The sequence below is a fragment of the Tistlia sp. genome (genome assembly GCF_040905785.1).
Taxonomy (GTDB): Bacteria; Pseudomonadota; Alphaproteobacteria; order Kiloniellales; family DSM-21159; genus Tistlia.
Map to the genome: position 1 here is coordinate 66,425 of NZ_JBBDQW010000078.1, position 17,989 is coordinate 84,413.

The 17,989-nt window shown below is 70.4% G+C and carries 16 protein-coding genes and 1 pseudogene; 11 read left to right on the plus strand and 6 right to left on the minus strand.

Annotation, left to right across the window (positions count from 1 at the left end; all coding sequences use genetic code 11):
• The first annotated feature begins 2 nt into the window (after positions 1-2).
• The 6 genes from WD341_RS18745 (at position 3) to WD341_RS18770 (ending at position 6,566) form a co-directional block, all read left to right on the plus strand.
• A complete protein-coding gene (locus WD341_RS18745; protein WP_368427016.1) occupies positions 3-1,202 on the plus strand; it encodes an efflux RND transporter periplasmic adaptor subunit in 1,200 nt (399 codons plus the stop codon).
• A gap of 121 nt (positions 1,203-1,323) precedes the next feature.
• Positions 1,324-3,084, plus strand: a complete 1,761-nt coding sequence (gene acsA / locus WD341_RS18750; protein WP_368427017.1) for an acetate--CoA ligase — start codon at positions 1,324-1,326, stop codon at positions 3,082-3,084.
• Positions 3,081-4,076 carry a pyruvate dehydrogenase (acetyl-transferring) E1 component subunit alpha gene (gene pdhA / locus WD341_RS18755; protein WP_368427018.1) on the plus strand — a complete coding sequence of 332 codons (996 nt, stop codon included), beginning with the start codon at positions 3,081-3,083 and terminating at the stop codon, positions 4,074-4,076. Before acsA ends, pdhA begins: the two co-directional genes overlap by 4 nt.
• Positions 4,073-5,077: an alpha-ketoacid dehydrogenase subunit beta gene (locus WD341_RS18760; RefSeq protein ID WP_368427019.1), complete on the plus strand. Its 1,005-nt coding sequence runs from the start codon at positions 4,073-4,075 to the stop codon at positions 5,075-5,077. Before pdhA ends, WD341_RS18760 begins: the two co-directional genes overlap by 4 nt.
• Positions 5,077-6,321, plus strand: coding sequence for a dihydrolipoamide acetyltransferase family protein (locus WD341_RS18765; protein WP_368427020.1), 1,245 nt, complete (start codon positions 5,077-5,079; stop codon positions 6,319-6,321). Before WD341_RS18760 ends, WD341_RS18765 begins: the two co-directional genes overlap by 1 nt.
• Positions 6,318-6,566 (plus strand): acyl carrier protein, encoded by a 249-nt coding sequence (locus WD341_RS18770; RefSeq protein WP_368427021.1) that lies wholly within the window; start codon positions 6,318-6,320, stop codon positions 6,564-6,566. Before WD341_RS18765 ends, WD341_RS18770 begins: the two co-directional genes overlap by 4 nt.
• A 33-nt stretch (positions 6,567-6,599) precedes the next feature.
• Here the strand turns inward: WD341_RS18770 and WD341_RS18775 are convergent, their stop codons facing one another.
• Both WD341_RS18775 and ftsH read right to left on the minus strand, forming a co-directional pair.
• Positions 6,600-7,049 (minus strand): host attachment protein, encoded by a 450-nt coding sequence (locus WD341_RS18775; protein WP_368427022.1) that lies wholly within the window; start codon positions 7,047-7,049, stop codon positions 6,600-6,602.
• A gap of 26 nt (positions 7,050-7,075) precedes the next feature.
• Positions 7,076-8,986, minus strand: a complete 1,911-nt coding sequence (gene ftsH / locus WD341_RS18780; RefSeq protein WP_368427023.1) for an ATP-dependent zinc metalloprotease FtsH — start codon at positions 8,984-8,986, stop codon at positions 7,076-7,078.
• 284 nt (positions 8,987-9,270) lie between these two features.
• On the opposite strand from ftsH, the gene WD341_RS18785 reads away from it, so the two are divergent.
• Positions 9,271-9,834: an HPF/RaiA family ribosome-associated protein gene (locus tag WD341_RS18785; protein ID WP_368427024.1), complete on the plus strand. Its 564-nt coding sequence runs from the start codon at positions 9,271-9,273 to the stop codon at positions 9,832-9,834.
• Between the two features lie 488 nt (positions 9,835-10,322).
• A complete protein-coding gene (locus tag WD341_RS18790; protein WP_368427025.1) occupies positions 10,323-12,887 on the plus strand; it encodes an AMP-binding protein in 2,565 nt (854 codons plus the stop codon).
• Positions 12,888-12,966: 79 nt separating this feature from the next.
• On the opposite strand, the gene WD341_RS18795 is transcribed toward WD341_RS18790, so the two are convergent.
• The 4 genes from WD341_RS18795 to WD341_RS18810 all read right to left on the minus strand — a co-directional run bounded on the left by WD341_RS18795 (position 12,967) and on the right by WD341_RS18810 (position 16,301).
• Positions 12,967-13,134, minus strand: coding sequence for a DUF3775 domain-containing protein (locus WD341_RS18795; protein WP_368427034.1), 168 nt, complete (start codon positions 13,132-13,134; stop codon positions 12,967-12,969).
• Positions 13,135-13,301: 167 nt separating this feature from the next.
• Positions 13,302-13,730, minus strand: coding sequence for a DUF2267 domain-containing protein (locus WD341_RS18800; RefSeq protein ID WP_368427026.1), 429 nt, complete (start codon positions 13,728-13,730; stop codon positions 13,302-13,304).
• 217 nt (positions 13,731-13,947) lie between these two features.
• Positions 13,948-14,169: a hypothetical protein gene (locus WD341_RS18805; protein ID WP_368427027.1), complete on the minus strand. Its 222-nt coding sequence runs from the start codon at positions 14,167-14,169 to the stop codon at positions 13,948-13,950.
• A 50-nt stretch (positions 14,170-14,219) separates the two neighbouring features.
• Complete coding sequence (locus WD341_RS18810) at positions 14,220-16,301, minus strand: glycogen-debranching protein (protein WP_368427028.1); 2,082 nt, start codon at positions 16,299-16,301, stop codon at positions 14,220-14,222.
• 249 nt (positions 16,302-16,550) lie between these two features.
• Between WD341_RS18810 and WD341_RS18815 the strand changes: the two genes are divergently transcribed.
• The 3 genes and pseudogenes from WD341_RS18815 to WD341_RS18825 all read left to right on the plus strand — a co-directional run.
• On the plus strand, positions 16,551-17,150 hold the full coding sequence (locus WD341_RS18815; RefSeq protein ID WP_368427029.1) for a hypothetical protein: 600 nt from the start codon (positions 16,551-16,553) through the stop codon (positions 17,148-17,150).
• A gap of 138 nt (positions 17,151-17,288) precedes the next feature.
• Positions 17,289-17,390, plus strand: a pseudogene (locus WD341_RS18820) (IS5/IS1182 family transposase); the annotation flags it as partial.
• A 193-nt stretch (positions 17,391-17,583) separates the two neighbouring features.
• Positions 17,584-17,989, plus strand: a 406-nt coding sequence (locus WD341_RS18825) for a MarR family winged helix-turn-helix transcriptional regulator (protein WP_368427030.1), incomplete at its 3' end; no start/stop codon positions are given.

Genomic DNA, 17,989 nt, shown 5'->3' on the forward strand with positions numbered 1-17,989 from the left:
GCGTGGGCGTGAAGGGGCGCAGGCTGGTCATCTGGGGCGCGCTGCTGGCGCTGCTGGCTGCCGCCATCGGCTATGCCCTGCGGCCACAGCCGGTACCGGTCGACCTCGCCGTTGCCGAGGTCGGCCTGCTGCGGGTCTCCGTCGACGACGAAGGCGAGGCCCGCGTGCGCGACGTCTATACCCTTCACGCGCCGGTCGGCGGGCAGCTGCTGCGGATCGACGCCGAAGCCGGCGACCCCGTCGAAGCCGGCGTGACGGAGCTCGCCGTGATCGAGCCCGCAGCACCCGCCTTTCTGGACGTGCGCAGCGAGGCCGAGCGGCGGGCCGCCGTCGAGGCGGCCCGGGCGGCGCGCGACCTCGCGGCCTCCGAGGGCGAGGGCGCCGAGGCCGACCTGGCCTTCGCCGCCGCCGAGCTCGATCGCGCCCGCCGCCTGGTCCGCCGGGAAACCATCGCGCAGCGGACGCTGGACGATGCGGAACGGGCCAACCGGGTCGCCAAGGCCAACCTCGCGACGGCCAAGGCGGCGCTCGACATGCGGGAGAACGAGCTGGTCCAGGCGCGCTCGTACCTGCTGTCGCGCCTGGAGATCGAACAGCGCAGCGGCGACTGCGAATGCGTGCGCGTGACCGCTCCGGTCAGCGGACTGGTGCTGCGCGTCATCCGGGAGAGCGAAGGAGTCGTCGCATCGGGCACGCCGCTGCTCGAGATCGGCGATCCCGGGGACCTCGAAGTCGTGGTCGACCTGCTGTCCGAGGACGCGGTACGGATCGAGCCCGGGCAGCCGGCGCTGATCACCCGCTGGGGCGGCTCCGACCTCGCTGCCGTCGTCCGGCGGATCGAGCCCTTCGGACAGACCAAGGTTTCGGCGCTCGGCATCGAGGAGCAGCGGGTCGACGTGGTGCTCGACCTCACCGATCCGCCGACATCCTGGGGCCGCCTCGGCCACGGCTACCGGGTCGACGTCGGGGTGATCCTGTTCCAGGCGGAGGTCCTCAAGCTGCCGCTCGGCGCGCTATTCCGCGAGGGCGACGGCTGGGCGGTGTTCCTGGCCGAGGACGGGCGGGCACGGCTTCGGCCCGTCGAGATCGGCGAGCGCAACAGCCTGGCGGTCGAGATCCGCGGCGGCCTCTCGGCCGGCCAACGGGTCGTGCTCTATCCGAGCGACCGCGTCCATGACGGCGTCGCGCTCGTAGAGCGCTGAGTGGAAGCCGCCGGCGGCGCCCTGGAGTCTTGATCCAGGTCAAGGCGCCCGGCGGCCGCCGTGGCGAAGCTGTTTCAAGCTGAACCTGTCCGCCCCACCCAAGCCGCGAGGACGTCGCGCGATGCCGTGGGATACCATCGAGAAACCCAAGAGCGGCTTTGCCGTTCCCCCCAACCTGCGCGACTACGGCGAGGCTCGCGCCAGCTTCTCGTGGCAGGCGGCGCGGCAGGAGCTGGACGGCCTGCCGGGCGGCGGCCTCAATATCGCCCATGAGGCGGTCGACCGCCATCTTGCCCATGGACGCGGCCAGCGGCCGGCCCTGCGCTGGCTCGGCAGGGACGGCACCGGCCGCGACTTCACCTATGAGGACCTGGCGCGGCTGACCAGCCGCTTCGCCAATGTCCTCACCGAGCTGGGCGTCGGCCGAGGCGACCGAGTCTTCGGGTTCGCCGGCCGTATTCCGGCGCTCTACATAGCGGCCCTCGGAACGCTGAAGAACGGCAGCGTCTTCTCGCCGCTCTTCTCCGCCTTCGGGCCGGAGCCGTTGCGCTCGCGCATGGAGTTGGGCGACGCGCGCGTGCTGGTCACGACCGAGGCGCTCTACCGGAAGAAGGTCATGGCCTGGCGGGACGAGTTGCCGGGCCTCCAGCACGTCCTGCTGGCCGACGCCAGCGAGGACGCCTTGCCGCCTGGCACGGCCTCGCTCGCCGCCGCCATGGAGCGGGCATCGGAAAGCTTCGAGGTGGCGCCGACCCGGCCGGACGAGATGGCGCTGCTCCACTTCACGAGCGGCACGACCGGACGGCCCAAGGGTGCCGTGCATGTGCACGAGGCGGTCGTGGCACACCACGTCACGGGCCGGTTGGCGCTCGACATCCACTCAGACGACCGGGTCTGGTGCACCGCCGACCCGGGCTGGGTCACCGGCATGTCCTACGGCATCGTCGCCCCCCTGACCAACGGCGCTACGCTGGTCGTCGACGAGGCGGAGTTCGACGCCGAGCGCTGGTACCGCACCTTGCAGGACGAGCAGGTGACGGTGTGGTACACGGCGCCGACCGCGATCCGCATGATGATGAAGCTCGGCAGCGAGGTCCTGCGCAGGTACGACCTGAGCCACCTGCGTTTCCTCGCCAGCGTCGGCGAGCCGCTCAACCCCGAGGCCGTGGTCTGGGGAGCGGAGGCCTTCGGCCGGCCGTTCCACGACAACTGGTGGCAGACCGAGACCGGCGGCATCATGATCGCCAACTATCCGACCATGGCGATCAAGCCCGGCTCGATGGGCCGGCCGGTCCCCGGCGTCGAGGCGGCGATCGTCGAGCGCGCCGGGCAGGAGGTGCGCGTCCTCGACGAGCCGATGACGACGGGCGAGCTGGCGCTGCGCCCCGGCTGGCCCTCGATGTTCCGCGGCTACCTGAACGAGGAGGAGCGCTACCGCAAGTGCTTCGTCGGCGGCTGGTACCTGACCGGCGACCTCGCCATGCAGGACGCCGACGGCTATTTCTGGTTCGTCGGCCGGGCCGACGACATGATCAAGTCAGCCGGCCACCTGATCGGTCCCTTCGAGGTCGAGAGCGCCCTGATGGAGCACCCCGCCGTTGCCGAGGCCGGGGTGATCGGCAAGCCCGACCCGATTGCCGGGGAGACGGTCAAGGCCTTCGTCGCGTTGAAGACCGGCTACGAGCCCGGCGAGGCCCTGCGCAAGGAGCTGCTGGGCCACGCCCGCAAGCGCCTCGGCCCGGCGGTCGCGCCGAAGGAGATCGACTTCCGGCAGAACCTGCCGAAGACGCGCAGCGGCAAGATCATGCGCCGCCTGCTGAAGACCCGCGAGCTGGGTCTGCCGGAGGGTGACCTCTCGACGCTCGAAAGCGACGAGCGATGACCGGCGCGACCGCCAAGAAGCCCCAGCTGACCCGGCCGCACCTGGCGACCCTGTTGCGTCAGATGCTGCGCATCCGCCGCTTCGAGGAGAGATGCGCCGAGCTTTACCAACAGGAGAAGATCCGCGGCTTCCTCCACCTCTACATCGGCCAGGAGGCGGTGGCGGTCGGCGTCATGCAGGCGCTGGCGCCGGACGACGCCGTCGTCGCCACCTACCGCGAGCACGGCCACGCCATCGCGCGCGGCCTCGCCATGCCGGCGGTCATGGCCGAGATGTACGGCAAGCAGGAGGGCTGCAGCCGCGGCCGCGGCGGCTCGATGCACATCTTCGACGCCGCGACCCGCTTCTACGGCGGCAATGCCATCGTCGGCGGCGGCCTGCCGCTCGCGGTCGGGCTCGCCCTGGCGGACAAGATGCAGGGCCGCCCCGGCGTCACCGCCTGCTTCTTCGGCGAGGGCGCGGTGGCCGAGGGCGAGTTCCACGAAAGCCTGAACCTCGCGGCGCTCTGGCAGCTGCCGGTGCTGTTCGTCTGCGAGAACAACCTCTACGCCATGGGCACGGCGCTTCGGCTTTCCGAATCCGAGACCGACATCCACCGCAAGGCCGAGGGCTACCGGATGCCCTCGGAGGTCGTGGACGGCATGGACGTCGTCGCCGTCGAAGCGACGGCGCAGCGCGCCGCGGCGGCGATCCGCGCTGGCCAGGGGCCGCAATTCCTGGAATGCCGCACCTACCGCTTCCGCGCCCACTCCCTGTTCGACCCGGAGCTCTATCGCGACAAGGCCGAAGTCGAGGCGTGGAAGCAGCACGGCCCGATCCTGCGCTTCGGCAACTGGCTCACGGAGAACGAGTTGCTGCACGAGGCGGAGGTCCGCGCCATCGAGGACGAGGTCGCCGCCGAGGTCGAGGCCGCCGTCGCCTTCGCCGAGGCGGGCAGCTGGGAGCCGGTCGAGGACCTGACGAAGCACGTCCTGCTCGAGAGCGGGGCATGAGCGGCGCCCCGGCGGCCCCGAGGAACGCCACGACGACCTACCGCGAGGCGGTGCGCGTGGCGATCCGCGAGGCGCTGCTCGCCGACGAGCGGACCTTCCTGATGGGCGAGGACGTCGGCCACTACGGCGGCTGCTATGCGGTAAGCAAGGGGCTGCTCGCTGAGTTCGGGCCCGAGCGCATCCGCGATACGCCGCTGTCGGAATCAGCCTTCGTCGGCGCCGGCATCGGCGCAGCGCTCGGCGGCATGCGGCCGATCGTCGAGATCATGACGGTCAACTTCAGCCTCCTGGCGCTCGACCAGATCGTCAACACGGCGGCCACGCTGCTGCACATGTCCGGCGGTCAGTTCAACGTGCCCCTGGTCATCCGCATGGCGACCGGCGCCGGACGCCAGCTCGCGGCGCAGCACTCGCACAGCCTCGAAGGCTGGTACGCGCACGTTCCGGGCCTCAAGGTCCTGGCGCCGGCGACGCTAGAGGATGCGCGCGGCATGCTGGCGACCGCGCTCGCCGACCCCAACCCCGTGCTGATCTTCGAGCACGTCATGCTCTACAACATGGAAGGCGAGCTGCCCGCCGACGCCGGCGCCGTCGAGATCGGCAAGGCCGCCATCCGCCGCCCGGGCCGCGACGTCACGCTGATCGCCTACGGCGGCACGCTGCACAAGACCTTGGCCGCGGCCGAGACGCTCGCCGCCGAAGGCGTCGAGGCCGAGGTGATCGACCTGCGCAGCCTGCGGCCGCTCGACACCGCGACGATCGCCGCCTCCGTCGGCCGCACGCGCCGCGCCGTCGTCGTCGACGAGGGCTGGAGGACAGGCAGCCTGGCCGCCGAGGTCTCGGCGCAGATCATGGAGCAGGCCTTCTGGAGCCTCGACGCACCGGTCGGACGCGTCTGCTCGGCCGAGGTGCCGATCCCCTACCCCAGCCACCTGGAGCAGGCGGCCCTGCCGCAACCGGAGGCGATCGCCGCGGCCGCGCGAGCGACGCTCGCGGGCTGATGGCCGAGTTCCGCATGCCCTCTCTTGGCGCCGACATGAAGGCCGGCACCCTCGTCGAGTGGCTGAAGCAGCCCGGAGACGAGGTGCGGCGGGGCGACATCGTCGCGGTCGTCGAGACCCAGAAGGGCGCCATCGAGGTCGAGATCTTCGAGACCGGCATCCTCGACCGCCTGCTGGTCGAGCCCGGCACCGAGGTGCCGGTCGGCACACCGCTGGCCCTTGTCCGCACGTCCGAGGAGCCGCAAGCGCCCACTGCTCCGGCCCCTGCTCCGGCGCCTCCCGCGCCGCCACCTCCGGCCCCGCCGAGTCCACCCCCGCCGAGCCCACCCCCGCCGAGCCCACCCCCGCCGAGCCCACCCCCTGCCGCCGCGCCGGCACCGACGCGGGTCCCAATGCCGCCGACACCCGTAGGCCCCGTGCGCGTCTCTCCGGCGGCGCGCAGGCTCGCCGCCGAAAGGGGCCTGTCGCTGGCGGGGCTCCAGGGCACGGGGCCGGGCGGCGCCGTTGTCAGCGCCGACCTCGAGCGCGCCGCCCCGACCGCGGCGCCGGAGGGGGCGCCGCCGCAGCGGCATGGGCTCGATTTGGCGGAGATGCGCAAGGCGATCGCCGCGGCCATGGCGCGCTCCAAGCGCGAGATCCCCCACTACTACCTCACCCATACCATCGAGGTGAGCACGCCGCTCGCCTGGCTGGCCCGGATCAACGCGGAGCGCGAACCGCCGGAACGGCTGCTGCCTGCGGTCCTGCTGCTCAAGGCCGTGGCGCTGGCCCTGAAGGCCTTTCCCGAGTTCAACGGCTTCTACAGCGACGGGTCGTTCCGCCCCGGCGAGGGCATTCACCTCGGCGTCGCCGTCGCGATCCGCGGCGGCGGGCTGATCGCGCCGGCGATCCGCGATGCCGATGGAAGATCCCTCGAGGCGCTGATGGCCGCGCTGCGCGACCTCGTCGCGCGCGTGCGCGCCGGGCGGCTGCGCAGCTCGGAGCTGTTCGAGCCGACCGTCACCGTCTCGAGCCTGGGCGAGCGCGGGGTCGAGAGCCTGTTCGGCGTCATCTACCCGCCGCAGGTCGCGATCGTCGGGTTCGGAACAGTCGCGACCCGACCCTGGGTCGTCGAGGATCGGGTCGAGCCACGCCCCACCATCACGGCGACGCTGGCGGCCGACCACCGAGTCAGCGACGGCCATCGCGGCGCCCTGCTGCTGCTCGAGGTCGAGCGGCTGCTTCAGCACCCGGAGGCGCTATGACCCGCGAAGAGATCCGCCAGACCGTGATCGGGGCGCTGAGCGACATCGCCCCCGAAACCGACCCGGGCACGACCGACCCGAGAGCCGACCTGCGCGAGGCGCTCGACATCGATTCGATGGACTTTCTGAATTTCGTGATCGCCCTGCACAAGCGCCTGCAGGTCGAGATTCCCGAAGCCGACTACCCGAAGCTGCTGACGGTCGCAGGCGCCACCGATTACCTCGCCGTCAAGCTCGGCGCCTGAGGCGGGCGCCGCTGCCTCGGGCTCGATGCGCCTTCAGGTCTTCCCATGCGCGGCGAGATGTGCCGCGAGCGAACCGACCGTGTGCTTGGTCAGGTCCTGGGCGAGCTCGTCCGTCACCTTGCCGGCGAGTCGTTCCGGCAGCAGCTTGCGCAGCTCGCCGAGCGCCCGCGGCGGCGCGACCAGCAGCAGCCGATCGAAGGCGCCCCGCTGACCTGCCTGGTCGACAGCCTCGACGACCTCCTGCAGGAAGTGGATCGCCCGCTCGCGGCGGGGATCACTGCGCGGCTCGACGGCGTGGCGCAGGATGCCGCTGCTCTCGAAGCTGCGCCCCGGCCGGTCCGACAGGATGTCTCGCCCTGCAGGCAGGTGGGCCGCCGCGTCCAGCCCCTCCACGAGCCGCAATTCGCCGTCAGGGCCGGTCTTTTCGTAGACGCTCGCCCGCTGATGATCGGCGACCAGGATCCAGGTCACGCCCTTCGTCATGTCGTCCTCCCGTAGTGAGCCGTGAATCAGAGGTCGCCGGCCTGCTCCAGGCCGGGCAAAGGCGGCGCGGGCTTCCGACGCGCCGCCACCTCCTTCGGTCCGAGGCAGGCCGCCACCGCCGCACGGTCCAGCGTCTCCCGCTTCTCCAGCTCGGCGATCAGGCGTCGGACCTGCGGCCGGTGAGCCTCGAGCAGCTCGCCGGCCCGCCTTTCGGCCTCAGCCAGGCAGGCTCGAATCGCCTTGTCGGCCGACGCCGCCGTCGCCTCCGAGAAATGGCGCGGCTGGGCGATCTCGCGGCCGAGGAAGGGATGCTCCTCGCTGTCACGCACGTCGACCGGCCCGACCTCCTCGGACATGCCCCAGCGGCCGACCATCCAGCGCGCGAGCTGCGTCGCCATGCGGATGTCCTCGTCTGCGCCGGAGCTCCTGCTGTCGAGAAAGAGCTGCTCCGCCGCACGCCCCGCCAGCATCACGGCCAGCCGGTCGCGCAGGAAGTCCTCCGGCAGGGTATGGCGCTCGATCTCGGGCAGCTGGTGCGTGCTGCCGAGCGAGCGCCCGCGCGGGATGATCGTCACCTTGTGGATCGGGTCGGCGGTCGGCAGGTAGTAGGCGACGGCGGTGTGGCCGGACTCGTGCACGGCCAGGCGGTGCCGCTCGTCCTCATGGATCGCCAGGGTGCGCAGCGCGCCCATCATGATGCGGTCGCGCATCTCGTCGAAGTGGCGCGCGCTCACGCGCTCCAGGTTCTCCCGCGCGGCCGCCATCGCCGCCTCGTTGACCAGGTTCTTGAGGTCCGCGCCGGAGAAGCCGGGCGTGCCCGCCGCGATCCGCTCGAGATCGACGTCTGCCTCGAGCGGCACGTCCCGGCCGTGCACCTCGAGCAGGGCGACCCGCGCCTTCATGTCGGGCAGCTCGAGGGTGACGTGCCGGTCGAAGCGGCCGGGCCGGAGCAAGGCCGGATCGAGGACATCCGGCCGGTTGGTCGCCGCCAGCACTACCACGGCCTCGTGGCCCTCGAAGCCGTCCATCTCTGCGAGGATCTGGTTGAGCGTCTGCTCGCGCTCGTCGTGGCCGCCGCCGAAACCCGCGCCGCGCACGCGGCCGACGCTGTCGAGCTCGTCGATGAAGATGATGCTGGGTGCGTGCTGCTTGGCGTCCTGGAACAGCTTGCGGACCCGCGATGCGCCGACGCCGACGAAGACCTCGATGAACTCGGAGGCCGAGATGTGGAAGAAGGGCACCTGGGCCTCGCCCGCCAGCGCCTTGGCGAGGAGCGTCTTGCCGGTCCCCGGCGGGCCTTCGAGCAGAATGCCGTGCGGCACCTGCGCACCGAGGCGCCGGTAGCGCCCGGGATCGCGCAGGAACTCCAGCAGCTCCGCGACTTCGGCCTTGGCGTTGTCCTGGCCGGCGACGTCGGCGAAGCGAACCTTCGGTGCCGAGGCCGGCTCCACCTTGCGGGTCCGCTCGCCCAGGAAATCGCCGAGCCCGCCGCGGCCGAGACCGCCCGAGAGGCCGGACATCCGCCGCAGCAGGAAGTACCAGACGCCGAGGATCAGGACCCACGGCAGCAGCCCGACCAGCCAGGCTGCCGAGCCGCCGCCCGCCTCCTCTGCCGCAACCTCGACGCCGCGCTCGTCGAGCAAATCGAGCAGCCCTCTGTCCTCGAGCGGCGGCTTCCGGGTCGTGAAGCTGGTCGAACGTTGACCGGGCCGGCCCTCGTAGGCGCTCGAGAAGCTGCCCGAGATCCGGTCGCCTTGGAACACGACCGCCTCGACCTGTCCCCGCTCGACCAGGCCCTTGAACTCGGAATAGGTCAGGTCGAGCGCCGTGGCACGTTCGTCGGGGCCGCGGAACAGCCCGAAGGCGATCGCGAGCATGAGGCCGACGAGGGCCCAGCTCAAGATCCTGGCTGCGAGCTTCTTCGAGGGATCCTGCATCCAGCCCCGTCCCGTGGCCCAGGCTTGCCGATGACAAGCGATCTGACACCAGCCTAGGGGCGGGCGCGGACCCCGCCCTTGATCCTGGTCAAACGAGCTCGGGATTTATCGGCAGTCGCGCGCGCTCACCCGGATTCGCATCGTGCCGGGCCTCCGAACGGCTTCGGCAGCGGCCAGCCTTGACGCAGGTCAAGGCGGCGGCCCGCCGGCCGGCCCTACATGGAGCCAGGCTCGGCGGCGATCGGCGGCATAGTGTGCGCCACGCGCCGAGGGAGGAATCCACGATGCAAACGCTTCTGCAGATCGCCTTTCACGGCATGGACCCGTCGCCCGCCGTCGAGGCGCGGATTCGCGAGCGGGTAGCCCGCCTCGAGCGCCTGTTCGACCGGCTTGTCAGTTGCCGCGTCGTCGTCGAGGCGCCCCATCGCCACGGTCGACAGGGCAAGCTCTATCGGGTGAAGGTGCTGATCGGCGTTCCCGGCCACGATATCGAGGTCGCCCACAACAAGCCTCTCGACCATGCGCACGAGGACGTCTACGTCGCCATCCGGGACGCCTTCGACGCCGCCGGACGGCGCCTCGAGGACTACGCGCGCCGGATCCGCGGCGACGTCAAGACCCACGAGCCGCCGCTGCTTGCCGGCGTCGCGCGGCTGTTCCCCGACCACGGCTTCGCCGTCGACGGCGAGGGCAATGAGATCTACTTCCACCGCAACTCGGTCGTCGGCGACTTCGGGCAGCTCGCGCCGGGCGACGAGGTGCGGCTCGTCGTCGCGTACGGCGAAAGCGCCGCCGGGCCACAGGCGACGACCGTCGATCCGACCGGCCGCCGCCGCGCCGCAAGCTGAGCCCACGTCAGAAACGCCGCGCCTCGCCCGTACGGCACTCGTCGGGCCGCACAGCGAAGGCGGACGCCAGGCTGCGGCTTTACGAGGAGATCGAGGCTCTGCACGGCAGGCAGGACAGCCTGCGCAAGCAGCTCGAAGGGTTGCGCAAGGCCGGCAGTGATGCCTGGGAAGGACCTCAAGGCCGATGCCGAGCACGCCTGGAGCGAGCTCAGCGAGGCCCTGAAGCGGGTGGCCATGCGGCTCGAGGACGGAGCCGGTCGCGTCGGCCGAGGCTGCACCGAGCGCTTGCTGGCCGCTGCCGCGCGGCCCTCCGCGAGATGCTCCTCGACCTTGCAGGTGTTGTGCGAGACGTCATAGAGCAGAGGCAGCCCCCTATGGTTTATCTTAAGCCGCCTTTGGATCCAGGCTATTGACGCACATCAAGGCGCGCCTCCACGCGCGGCAGTCGGCTTTCACGCCCATGAACAGCTCGCAAGAGTCGGTCGAGGATGGTCGAGGCAACGACGCTGCAGAGCCTGATCGAGGGCTGGGCCGGGCATGGCGACCGGCCGGCGATCGTCGCCCTCCGCCAGCCGGAGCCGGAGATCTGGAGCTATGCACGCCTTGCCGGGACCGCATGCGGCCTGGCCGCCGGCCTGCTGCGGGCGGGGCTGGCACCAGCGGAGCCGGTCGCCCTGGTCGGGCCGGCTTCGCCGGAATGGCTCGCCTGCTGCTTCGGCATCGTCGCGGCGGGCGGCGTCGCGGTGCCGCTCGACGCGCAGCTGCCCGACGAGGAGCTGGCCGGGCTGCTGCTCGACAGCCGGTGCCGGCGCATCTTCGCGACGCGCGCGCGCGCCGATCGCCTCGGCCAATCGGATTCGCTCGCCGGCCTGCGGACGTCTTTGCTGGACGAGAGCGACGGAGCGCAGTCGTGGGCCGCCTTGCTGGACCGGGAACCGGCGCCGCTGCCGGCGGTCGCCCCCGAGGATCCGGCGCTGCTGCTCTACACCTCCGGTACGACGGGGGTGCCGAAAGGTGTGCCGCTCAGCCACGCCAACCTCCTGGCCAATGTGACGGCTCTGCGGCAGGAAAGGCTGGTCAATGTGGACGACCGGGTGCTGCTGCCTCTGCCGCTGCACCATGGCTATCCCCTGACCGTCGGCGTACTCGGAACGTTGGCCAGCGGCAGCGGGCTCCTGCTGCCTGCCGGCACCTCGGGGCCGGCGCTGGCAGAGGCACTGCGCGAAGCGACGGTACTGATCGGCGTGCCGCGGCTCTACACGGCCCTGCTCGGCGCCTTCGCCGGCCACATGAGTCCTCGGCAACGCCGGCTGCTCGACCTCTGTGTCCGCGCGCAACGGCTCGGCCTGCCGCTCGGCCGCTGGTTGCTGGCGCCGCTGCGGCACGCCCTCGCCCCGCGCCTGCGCCTGGCGGCGAGCGGCGGGGCCGCGCTGGACGAGACGGTCGAACAGACCCTGCTCGCCATCGGCTGGCAGGTCCTGACCGGCTACGGCCTGACCGAGACGGCGCCGATGCTGACCTTGAACCTGCCGGGCCGGGCCCGAGCCGGCAGTGCCGGCCGCCCCCTGCCCGGCGTCAGCCTCAGCATCGCCGATCCCGACGAGACCGGGGTCGGAGAGATCCTGGCGAGGGGCCCGAACGTCTTCCACGGCTACTGGCAGAGGCCCGACCTCACCGCGGCCGCCTTCACCGCCGACGGCTGGTTCCGCACCAGGGACCTCGGTCGTCTCGACGCCGAGGGCTACCTCCACATCGCGAGCCGCACGAGCGAGCGGATCACGCTGCCGAACGGCGAGACGGTGCTACCGGAAGAGATCGAGCGCACCTACCAGGAAAGCGGGATCATCGAGGAGATCGCGGTCCTGGAGCAGGCCGGCACGCTGGTCGGGCTGATCGTGCCGAACGAAAGCACGCTGCGCGCCCGCGGGACGGTGCAGGTCGAAAACCAGCTGCGCGACGAGCTGGAGCGCCTCGGCGGCCGGCTGAGGCCGTTCCAGCGCGTCGCGCGGATCACCCTGACCCGCGAGCACCTGCCGCGCACTCCGATCGGCAAGCTGCAGCGCTTCCGGCTGCCCTCCTTGTGGCAGCAGGCCGTGGCGCATCGCCAGGCCGCGCAGCCCTACGAGCCGACCGAGGCCGACCGGGAACTGCTTGCCGAACCGACGGCCGCCGCTTTGTGGAGCTGGCTGCAGACACGCTTTCCCGAGGGCGCGCACGACCTCGATGCCAGCCCGCAGCTCGATCTCGGCATCGACTCCCTCGCCTGGGTCGGACTCACGATCGAGATCGAGCAGCGCTTCGGCCGCAGCCTGGACGAAGCGGCGGTCGGCCGCATCTTCACGCTGCGCGACTTGCTGCGCGAGACGGTCGCGGCGCCGCTGGCTACACAGCCGGCAGCACAGCCGGCCCCAGCAGCGACTCCAGCCGGGCTGCCGCTCGCCGGATGGGCGCTGCACCTGCTCGGCCGGACGCTCATGGCCCTGCTCTTCCGCCTTCGGGTCGAGGGTCGTGAGAACCTGCCGGCCGCGGGGCCGCTGCTGCTCGTGCCCAACCACGCGAGCTATCTCGATCCACTGGCGCTTGCCGCCGCCCTGCCGCTCCGCCGGCTGCCCGGAGTCCACTGGGCGGGCTGGGCCGGCCTGCTGTTCGCCTCAGGCTCGATGCGCCTGGTCAGCCACGCCTGCAACGTCTTCGCCCTCGATCCCAGGCGCGGCGGCCTGGCCGGCATCGCCGTGGCCGAGGCGCTGCTACGCCAAGGACGGAGCGTGGTCTGGTTCCCCGAGGGTCGGCGCTCGCCGGACGGCAGGCTGCAGCCCTTCACGCCCGGCATCGGCCTGCTGATCGCCCGGACCGGGGCGACCGCGATCCCGGTGCGCATCCGAGGCAGCTTCCAGGCTTGGCCACGCAGCCGCCGGCTGCCCCGGCCCCACCCCATCGGCGTCGTCTTCGGCCGCCCGCTCGCCGGTTGCGAGCTGGTGGCCTCCGGCGCGGGCGACGAGAGCCACCGGAAGATCACCGAACGCCTGCGCGAGGCCGTGGAAGCGCTCGAGTGACCGCTCAGAGCCGCCCCATCTCGTAGTCCTCGCCAGGGCAGGCCGAGCGCGGCGAAGCTCCCTCGAGCAGGTCACCCAGCTACGGCATGCCGACTAGGTAGTCGGGGAAGTTCTCGCCCCGGACCTCGGCGGCCACGCTGCGCGCCTCGTTCCACCCTTCACCGGAATAGTCGCCGCGGCCGATCCAGGCCAGCGCCACCAGAATCAGCATCTCGTCCTCGTACAGCGCCTCGATCGCGCCCGTCAGCTCCTAGTAGCTGGGGTCGAGGCACCGAAGGTGATCGAAGCCGAGCCGGTCGACGGTGATGAGAGCACGCCGACAGCCCGGCGCAGGCCCGTGGAAGGCGTCCCGCGCGACGACAAGGCGCCGCCGGCCGGCCTTCGAGGAAGAGGCGGCCGCCTCCACCCTGCCGGTCATGCCGGCCAGAGGCCACGCAACGGCTCCGGCAGCGTCGCCTTCACCTTTGCGATCTCCCCGGCGTCGAGCTCCTGCGTCAGCAGGTCGAACACTGCCTGGGTCGTCGTCAAGGCGTCGCGCGGGAAGGTCGGCGGCAACTGGGCCGCGACGCGGTCGGCAAAGTCCTGCACCTGCCGATAGGCGGCCGGAGTGCCGGCCGGATGCCAGCCCTCGTAGTAGATGCCGCGGACCAGGGTCGGCAGCTGCGCGGCGAGGTGCGCGGCCTGCTCCACCGTCAGCCGATCGCGCAGCGCGTGCAGGACGGCGCGCAGCGCGCTGTATGCATGGTGGCGATCGCGGAAATGGTGCTCCTCCACGAGCTTCTTAAGCCAAAGGTTCGTCTGCTGGACCGCATGCTCCAGCACGGGCAGCTGCAACTCGGTCATGGCCACCTCCGATCGTTGCGCGGTGACATGGGACAATTATTATTGGTGCACGAAAGCCGCCCCTCGGACTTGACGAGGATCAACCAGCCTCAAAGAAACACTTTCTCGCTGCGCGCCCGGCCGAGCGGGCCGGATCATCTGCGGCTGCGCCGGAGGAACAGCGCCAAGTGCCGCAGCCCGCCGCCCGGCTCGCTCGAGGGCTCCCGTGCGGGCGGTATCAGGTCGAGGAGCCTCCCTCCTCGACCGCGCAGCGGTCCGCATGCAGCCTCCAGTCCGACAGCTCCTTCAGGCGACAGAACTCCGCCTGTGCCCGTTCGAGAGCGGTCTGCTCGTCGACCGCGGTCACCTCGAGCACACGCTCCTCGATCTCCTTGTCATGACCGTAATCGGTCGTGATCGTCTTGTAGAAGGTCACGACGTAGCGCCTCTCGGTAGCCATGGCTCTCCTCCTCTGCTTCGGAACGCCTGACCGACATGCCTGTCCGGTACCTATTGGGTCCGCATCGCCGGAGGGCCCAGGAGGACCACGAGCGAGCGGGCCGCGACGGGACGCTCCGGCTCGGCGAGCGGCGGCTCACGCCCCGGCTCGGCGATGTCGAACGGCGCCGGCCCCGCAGTATCGATGGCGACCCGCCAAGCCGTGTCGGGCGCCTGGATCCGGAAAAGAAGGTCGCGCGCGCTGCCGTTGATCATCACGTAGAGATCGCAATCGCCCTGCTCGGCGCCGCGCAGGCGATAGGCCAGCTCCTGCGATCGTGGATCGGCTGGGCCCGTCGGGCCGAACCAGGTAACGTCGTCGCGCCAGAAGCGGCTGCGGGCGATGCTGGGGTGCGCCCTGCGGAAGGCGATCATCGCCCGGGTGAAGCGGAAGGCCTCGCGATTGGCCTCCAGTCGATCCCAGTCCAGCCAGGTCGTCTCATTGTCCTGGTTGTAGGGATTGTTGTTGCCGCCCTGGGTCTGCAGGAACTCGTCGCCGGCGACCAGCATCGGCGTGCCATTGGCGAGCATCAGCAGGGCGATGAGGTTCTTGGCCTGGCGGCGGCGCAGCGCCAGCACCTCGCGCCGCGCCCCCTCGTCGCCCTCCCAGCCATGGTTCCAGGAGCAGTTCGCATCGCTGCCGTCGCGATTGCCGTGACCGTTCGCCTCGTTGTGCTTGCGGTCGTAGGCGAGCAGGTCCCAGAGACAGAAGCCGTCGTGGGAGGTGACGAAGTTCACGCTCTGAAAGGCATGGAAGGCATCCTCCAGCGTGTCGGGGAAGAGGTCGGAGCTGCCGTAGAGCCGCGCCATGAGCTGGCCGGCCTGCGCGGGGCCGCCCCTCGCGAAGCTGCGCACCTGGTCGCGGAACTTACCGTTCCATTGCAGCCAGCTGATGCCGGGGAAGGTTCGCCCGAGCTGATAGCTCGACAGGTCCCAGGCCTCGGCGATCAGGCGGCGGTTCGAGAGCAAGGGATCCGACTGGATCGCGGCGATGATCGGCGGATCCTCCAGGTTTATCGAGCCGTCCGCCCGGCGCGTGAAGAGCGAGGCGAGATCGAAGCGGAAGCCGTCGACGCCCATCTCGCCCGCCCAGTAGCGCAGGCTGTCCAGGATCAGGGCGGCGACGTAGCGGTTCGCCGTATGCACGACGTTGCCTGTGCCGCTGTCGTTGCGGTAGCGGGCGTGATCCTCCTCCAGCAGATAGTAGGTCGTGTTGTCGATACCGCGCAGGCTGTAGGTCGGCCCGCGCGCGTCGCCCTCGGCGGTATGGTTGTAGACGACGTCCAGGATGACCTCGATGCCGGCCTCGTGCAGGGCCTGCACCATCGCCTTGAACTCGGCGAGCTGCTCGCCGCACTCGCAACGACAGCCGTAGGCGCCGTGCAGGGCGAAGAAGCTGAGCGGCATGTAACCCCAGTAATTGCCCTCCTGGGGATCGAACTGGAAGACCGGCAGCAACTCGACGATCGTGACGCCGAGCTCCTTCAGGTAGGGGATCTTCTCGACCAGCCCTGCGAAGGTGCCGCGCCGCTCCGGCGCCACGCCAGAGTTCGCCCGCTGCGTGAAGCCCCGCACATGCAGCTCGTAGATGACCGCCTCGTGGCCGTGCCTGAGCCGCGGAGCCGGATCGCCGTCGGGCGGAGCCGGCTCCGGCCGCAGGACGCCCAGTGGCGCCTGGCCGGGGTTGGCGCCGGGATGCCTCGCCGCCGAGCGGCTGAAGCCGGGCGGGAAATGCACCGCGCGCGCATAGGGATCGAGCAGTATCTTGTCCGGATCGAAACGGTGCCCCTCCGCAGGGTCGCGTGGTCCGTCGATCCGGTAGCCATAGTAGCGGGCCCGCTCGGCGAGCATCGCCGGAATCCGGCAGTGCCAGATGCGCCCCGACTTGTTGTGGCTCCAGTGCAGCTCCTTGACGTGAAGCGGGGTCGTGCAGTCGTCGGCGGCGTAGAGCAGGAGACGCACGCCCGTCGCGTGCTTGGAGTAGAGCGCGAAGTTGAACTGGCCGTCGTCGGGGCAGAACGACACGCCGAGCGGCGATGGCGCGCCCTCTCGCGCCTCCCATTTCGCGCTCCCGCTGCCGATTGTGCCTTGCAAGCTCCGCCTCCTGCCAGGTCGTCTCCCGCCAGGCCAGGGACACCCGGCCGACCGGGCGTGCGAGGATGGGGTCCTGCCCACGGCCCATCGCGCCGGCCTTGGCCGGACGCAGCACGGACCTGGCCGTCTCGGCGATTGCTATTGATGATATCCGTTGGTCGCGCTGCTGAAGTTGATGCAGGTCAAGGCGTTCCACGTCGTGGCAGGGCAATGAAACCAAAGCAGCCGCGCGCAGAGGGAAGACGGGCCATGGACATCGAGCAGACCGGCGGAGACGTCCGCGAGGCGGTCGGCATCTTTAGCGATGCGGACACCTTCGAGGAGGCAATAGACGATCTCCTGAGCTCGGGTTTCGATCGGGCCGAGCTGAGTCTGCTTGCGAGCGAACGGGCGGTGGAAGAGAAGCTCGGCCACCGCTACGAGAGGGTCGCGGAGGCGGAAGACGACGCCGCGATCCCCCGGACCTTCTATGTCTCCCCGGAGTCGATCGGCGATGCCGAGGGTGGCCTCATCGGCGGGCTCCTCTACGTCGGCGCGGTTGCTGCCGCGGGAGCGGTGGTGGCCTCTGGCGGCGCGCTCGCCGCGGTTCTCGCCGCCGCGACCTTGGCGGGCGGAGCAGGCGGTCTGGTCGGGGCGCTGCTAGCCAGGTGGGTGGACCGCCGCCATGCGCAGTTCCTTCAGGAGCAGCTCGACCACGGCGGCCTGCTGTTGTGGGTGAACGCAAGGGACGCCGAGCATGAGAAGCGCGCGGTCGATATCCTCTCGAAGCACTCGGGCAGGGACGTCCACGTCCACTCGATCCCGAGCGTAGGCTTCGCGAGTGCATCAGCCGCGGGGAAGCAAGCTTGATGGCCGTACCGCCGTAAGGCTTCCGCTTGCTCCGAGTTTCGCAGCCGCCGCAGACAGCAGAAAGGCCCTGAACCCGGGTTGGGTTTCAGGGCCTTATGTTTGGTTGCGTCGGCTCGCAACCTCCGAGAGGTGACCTGCAGGCTCAAGGATTGGCGCCGCGTCGCCACCCGATGCGACCGCCTCGCCACCAACTACGAGGCAGTCGTCATCATCGCCGCTATCGTCTGCTATTGGATATGAGTCCGGACCCTAGTGGCGGCCTGCCTGCACCCCGCCGGCCCTCCCTGTTTGCGGGCGCAGCCGATACGCCCTAGTACTCGTTTTGAGTTTGTGGCGTTCTTACTTATGAGTGCATAATTTCTGAAGAAATACCCGCATTATTACTTGCCCTTTGGAGGTGATCTATTTGAGAATTTATGCGATACTTCCGGCTATGATCGGAGCCGATTTTCCTGCAGGTTGCGGCGAGAGCGCGGCGAAGCGTCTGTATCTTCAGGCGATCACTGGCCTGCAACAGCTTCACCGGCAGCTGCTCGAGCTGGTCAAGGTCGAGCTCGGCAACCTCGGGGTCAATGACGTCAACAACGTGCAGGCGTTGCTGCTCTACAACATCGGCGGCGACGAGATCAGCGTCGGCGAGCTGAACTACCGCGCCAACTACCTTGACGCCAACATCACCCATAAGCTGAAGAAGCTGGTCGAGGCCGGCTACGTCGAGCAACGTCGTGCCGCGCACGACCGCCGCTCGGTGCAGGTGCGCCTGACGCCGAAGGGCTTGGCCTTCTACCGCGCGCTCGATGCCGCGTTCGACCGCCAGGCGCGCGCGCTCGAGCGGCAGG

Coding starts and splice junctions, on each gene's coding strand:
- WD341_RS18785 (WP_368427024.1), top strand. CDS start 9,271: ATGCAAACGCTTCTGCAGATCGCCTTTCACGGCATGGACCCGTCGCCC.
- WD341_RS18805 (WP_368427027.1), bottom strand. CDS start 14,169: ATGGCTACCGAGAGGCGCTACGTCGTGACCTTCTACAAGACGATCACG.
- WD341_RS18760 (WP_368427019.1), top strand. CDS start 4,073: ATGAGCGGCGCCCCGGCGGCCCCGAGGAACGCCACGACGACCTACCGC.
- WD341_RS18790 (WP_368427025.1), top strand. CDS start 10,323: ATGGTCGAGGCAACGACGCTGCAGAGCCTGATCGAGGGCTGGGCCGGG.
- WD341_RS18770 (WP_368427021.1), top strand. CDS start 6,318: ATGACCCGCGAAGAGATCCGCCAGACCGTGATCGGGGCGCTGAGCGAC.
- ftsH (WP_368427023.1), bottom strand. CDS start 8,986: ATGCAGGATCCCTCGAAGAAGCTCGCAGCCAGGATCTTGAGCTGGGCC.
- WD341_RS18775 (WP_368427022.1), bottom strand. CDS start 7,049: ATGACGAAGGGCGTGACCTGGATCCTGGTCGCCGATCATCAGCGGGCG.
- WD341_RS18815 (WP_368427029.1), top strand. CDS start 16,551: ATGGACATCGAGCAGACCGGCGGAGACGTCCGCGAGGCGGTCGGCATC.
- WD341_RS18800 (WP_368427026.1), bottom strand. CDS start 13,730: ATGACCGAGTTGCAGCTGCCCGTGCTGGAGCATGCGGTCCAGCAGACG.
- pdhA (WP_368427018.1), top strand. CDS start 3,081: ATGACCGGCGCGACCGCCAAGAAGCCCCAGCTGACCCGGCCGCACCTG.
- WD341_RS18765 (WP_368427020.1), top strand. CDS start 5,077: ATGGCCGAGTTCCGCATGCCCTCTCTTGGCGCCGACATGAAGGCCGGC.
- acsA (WP_368427017.1), top strand. CDS start 1,324: ATGCCGTGGGATACCATCGAGAAACCCAAGAGCGGCTTTGCCGTTCCC.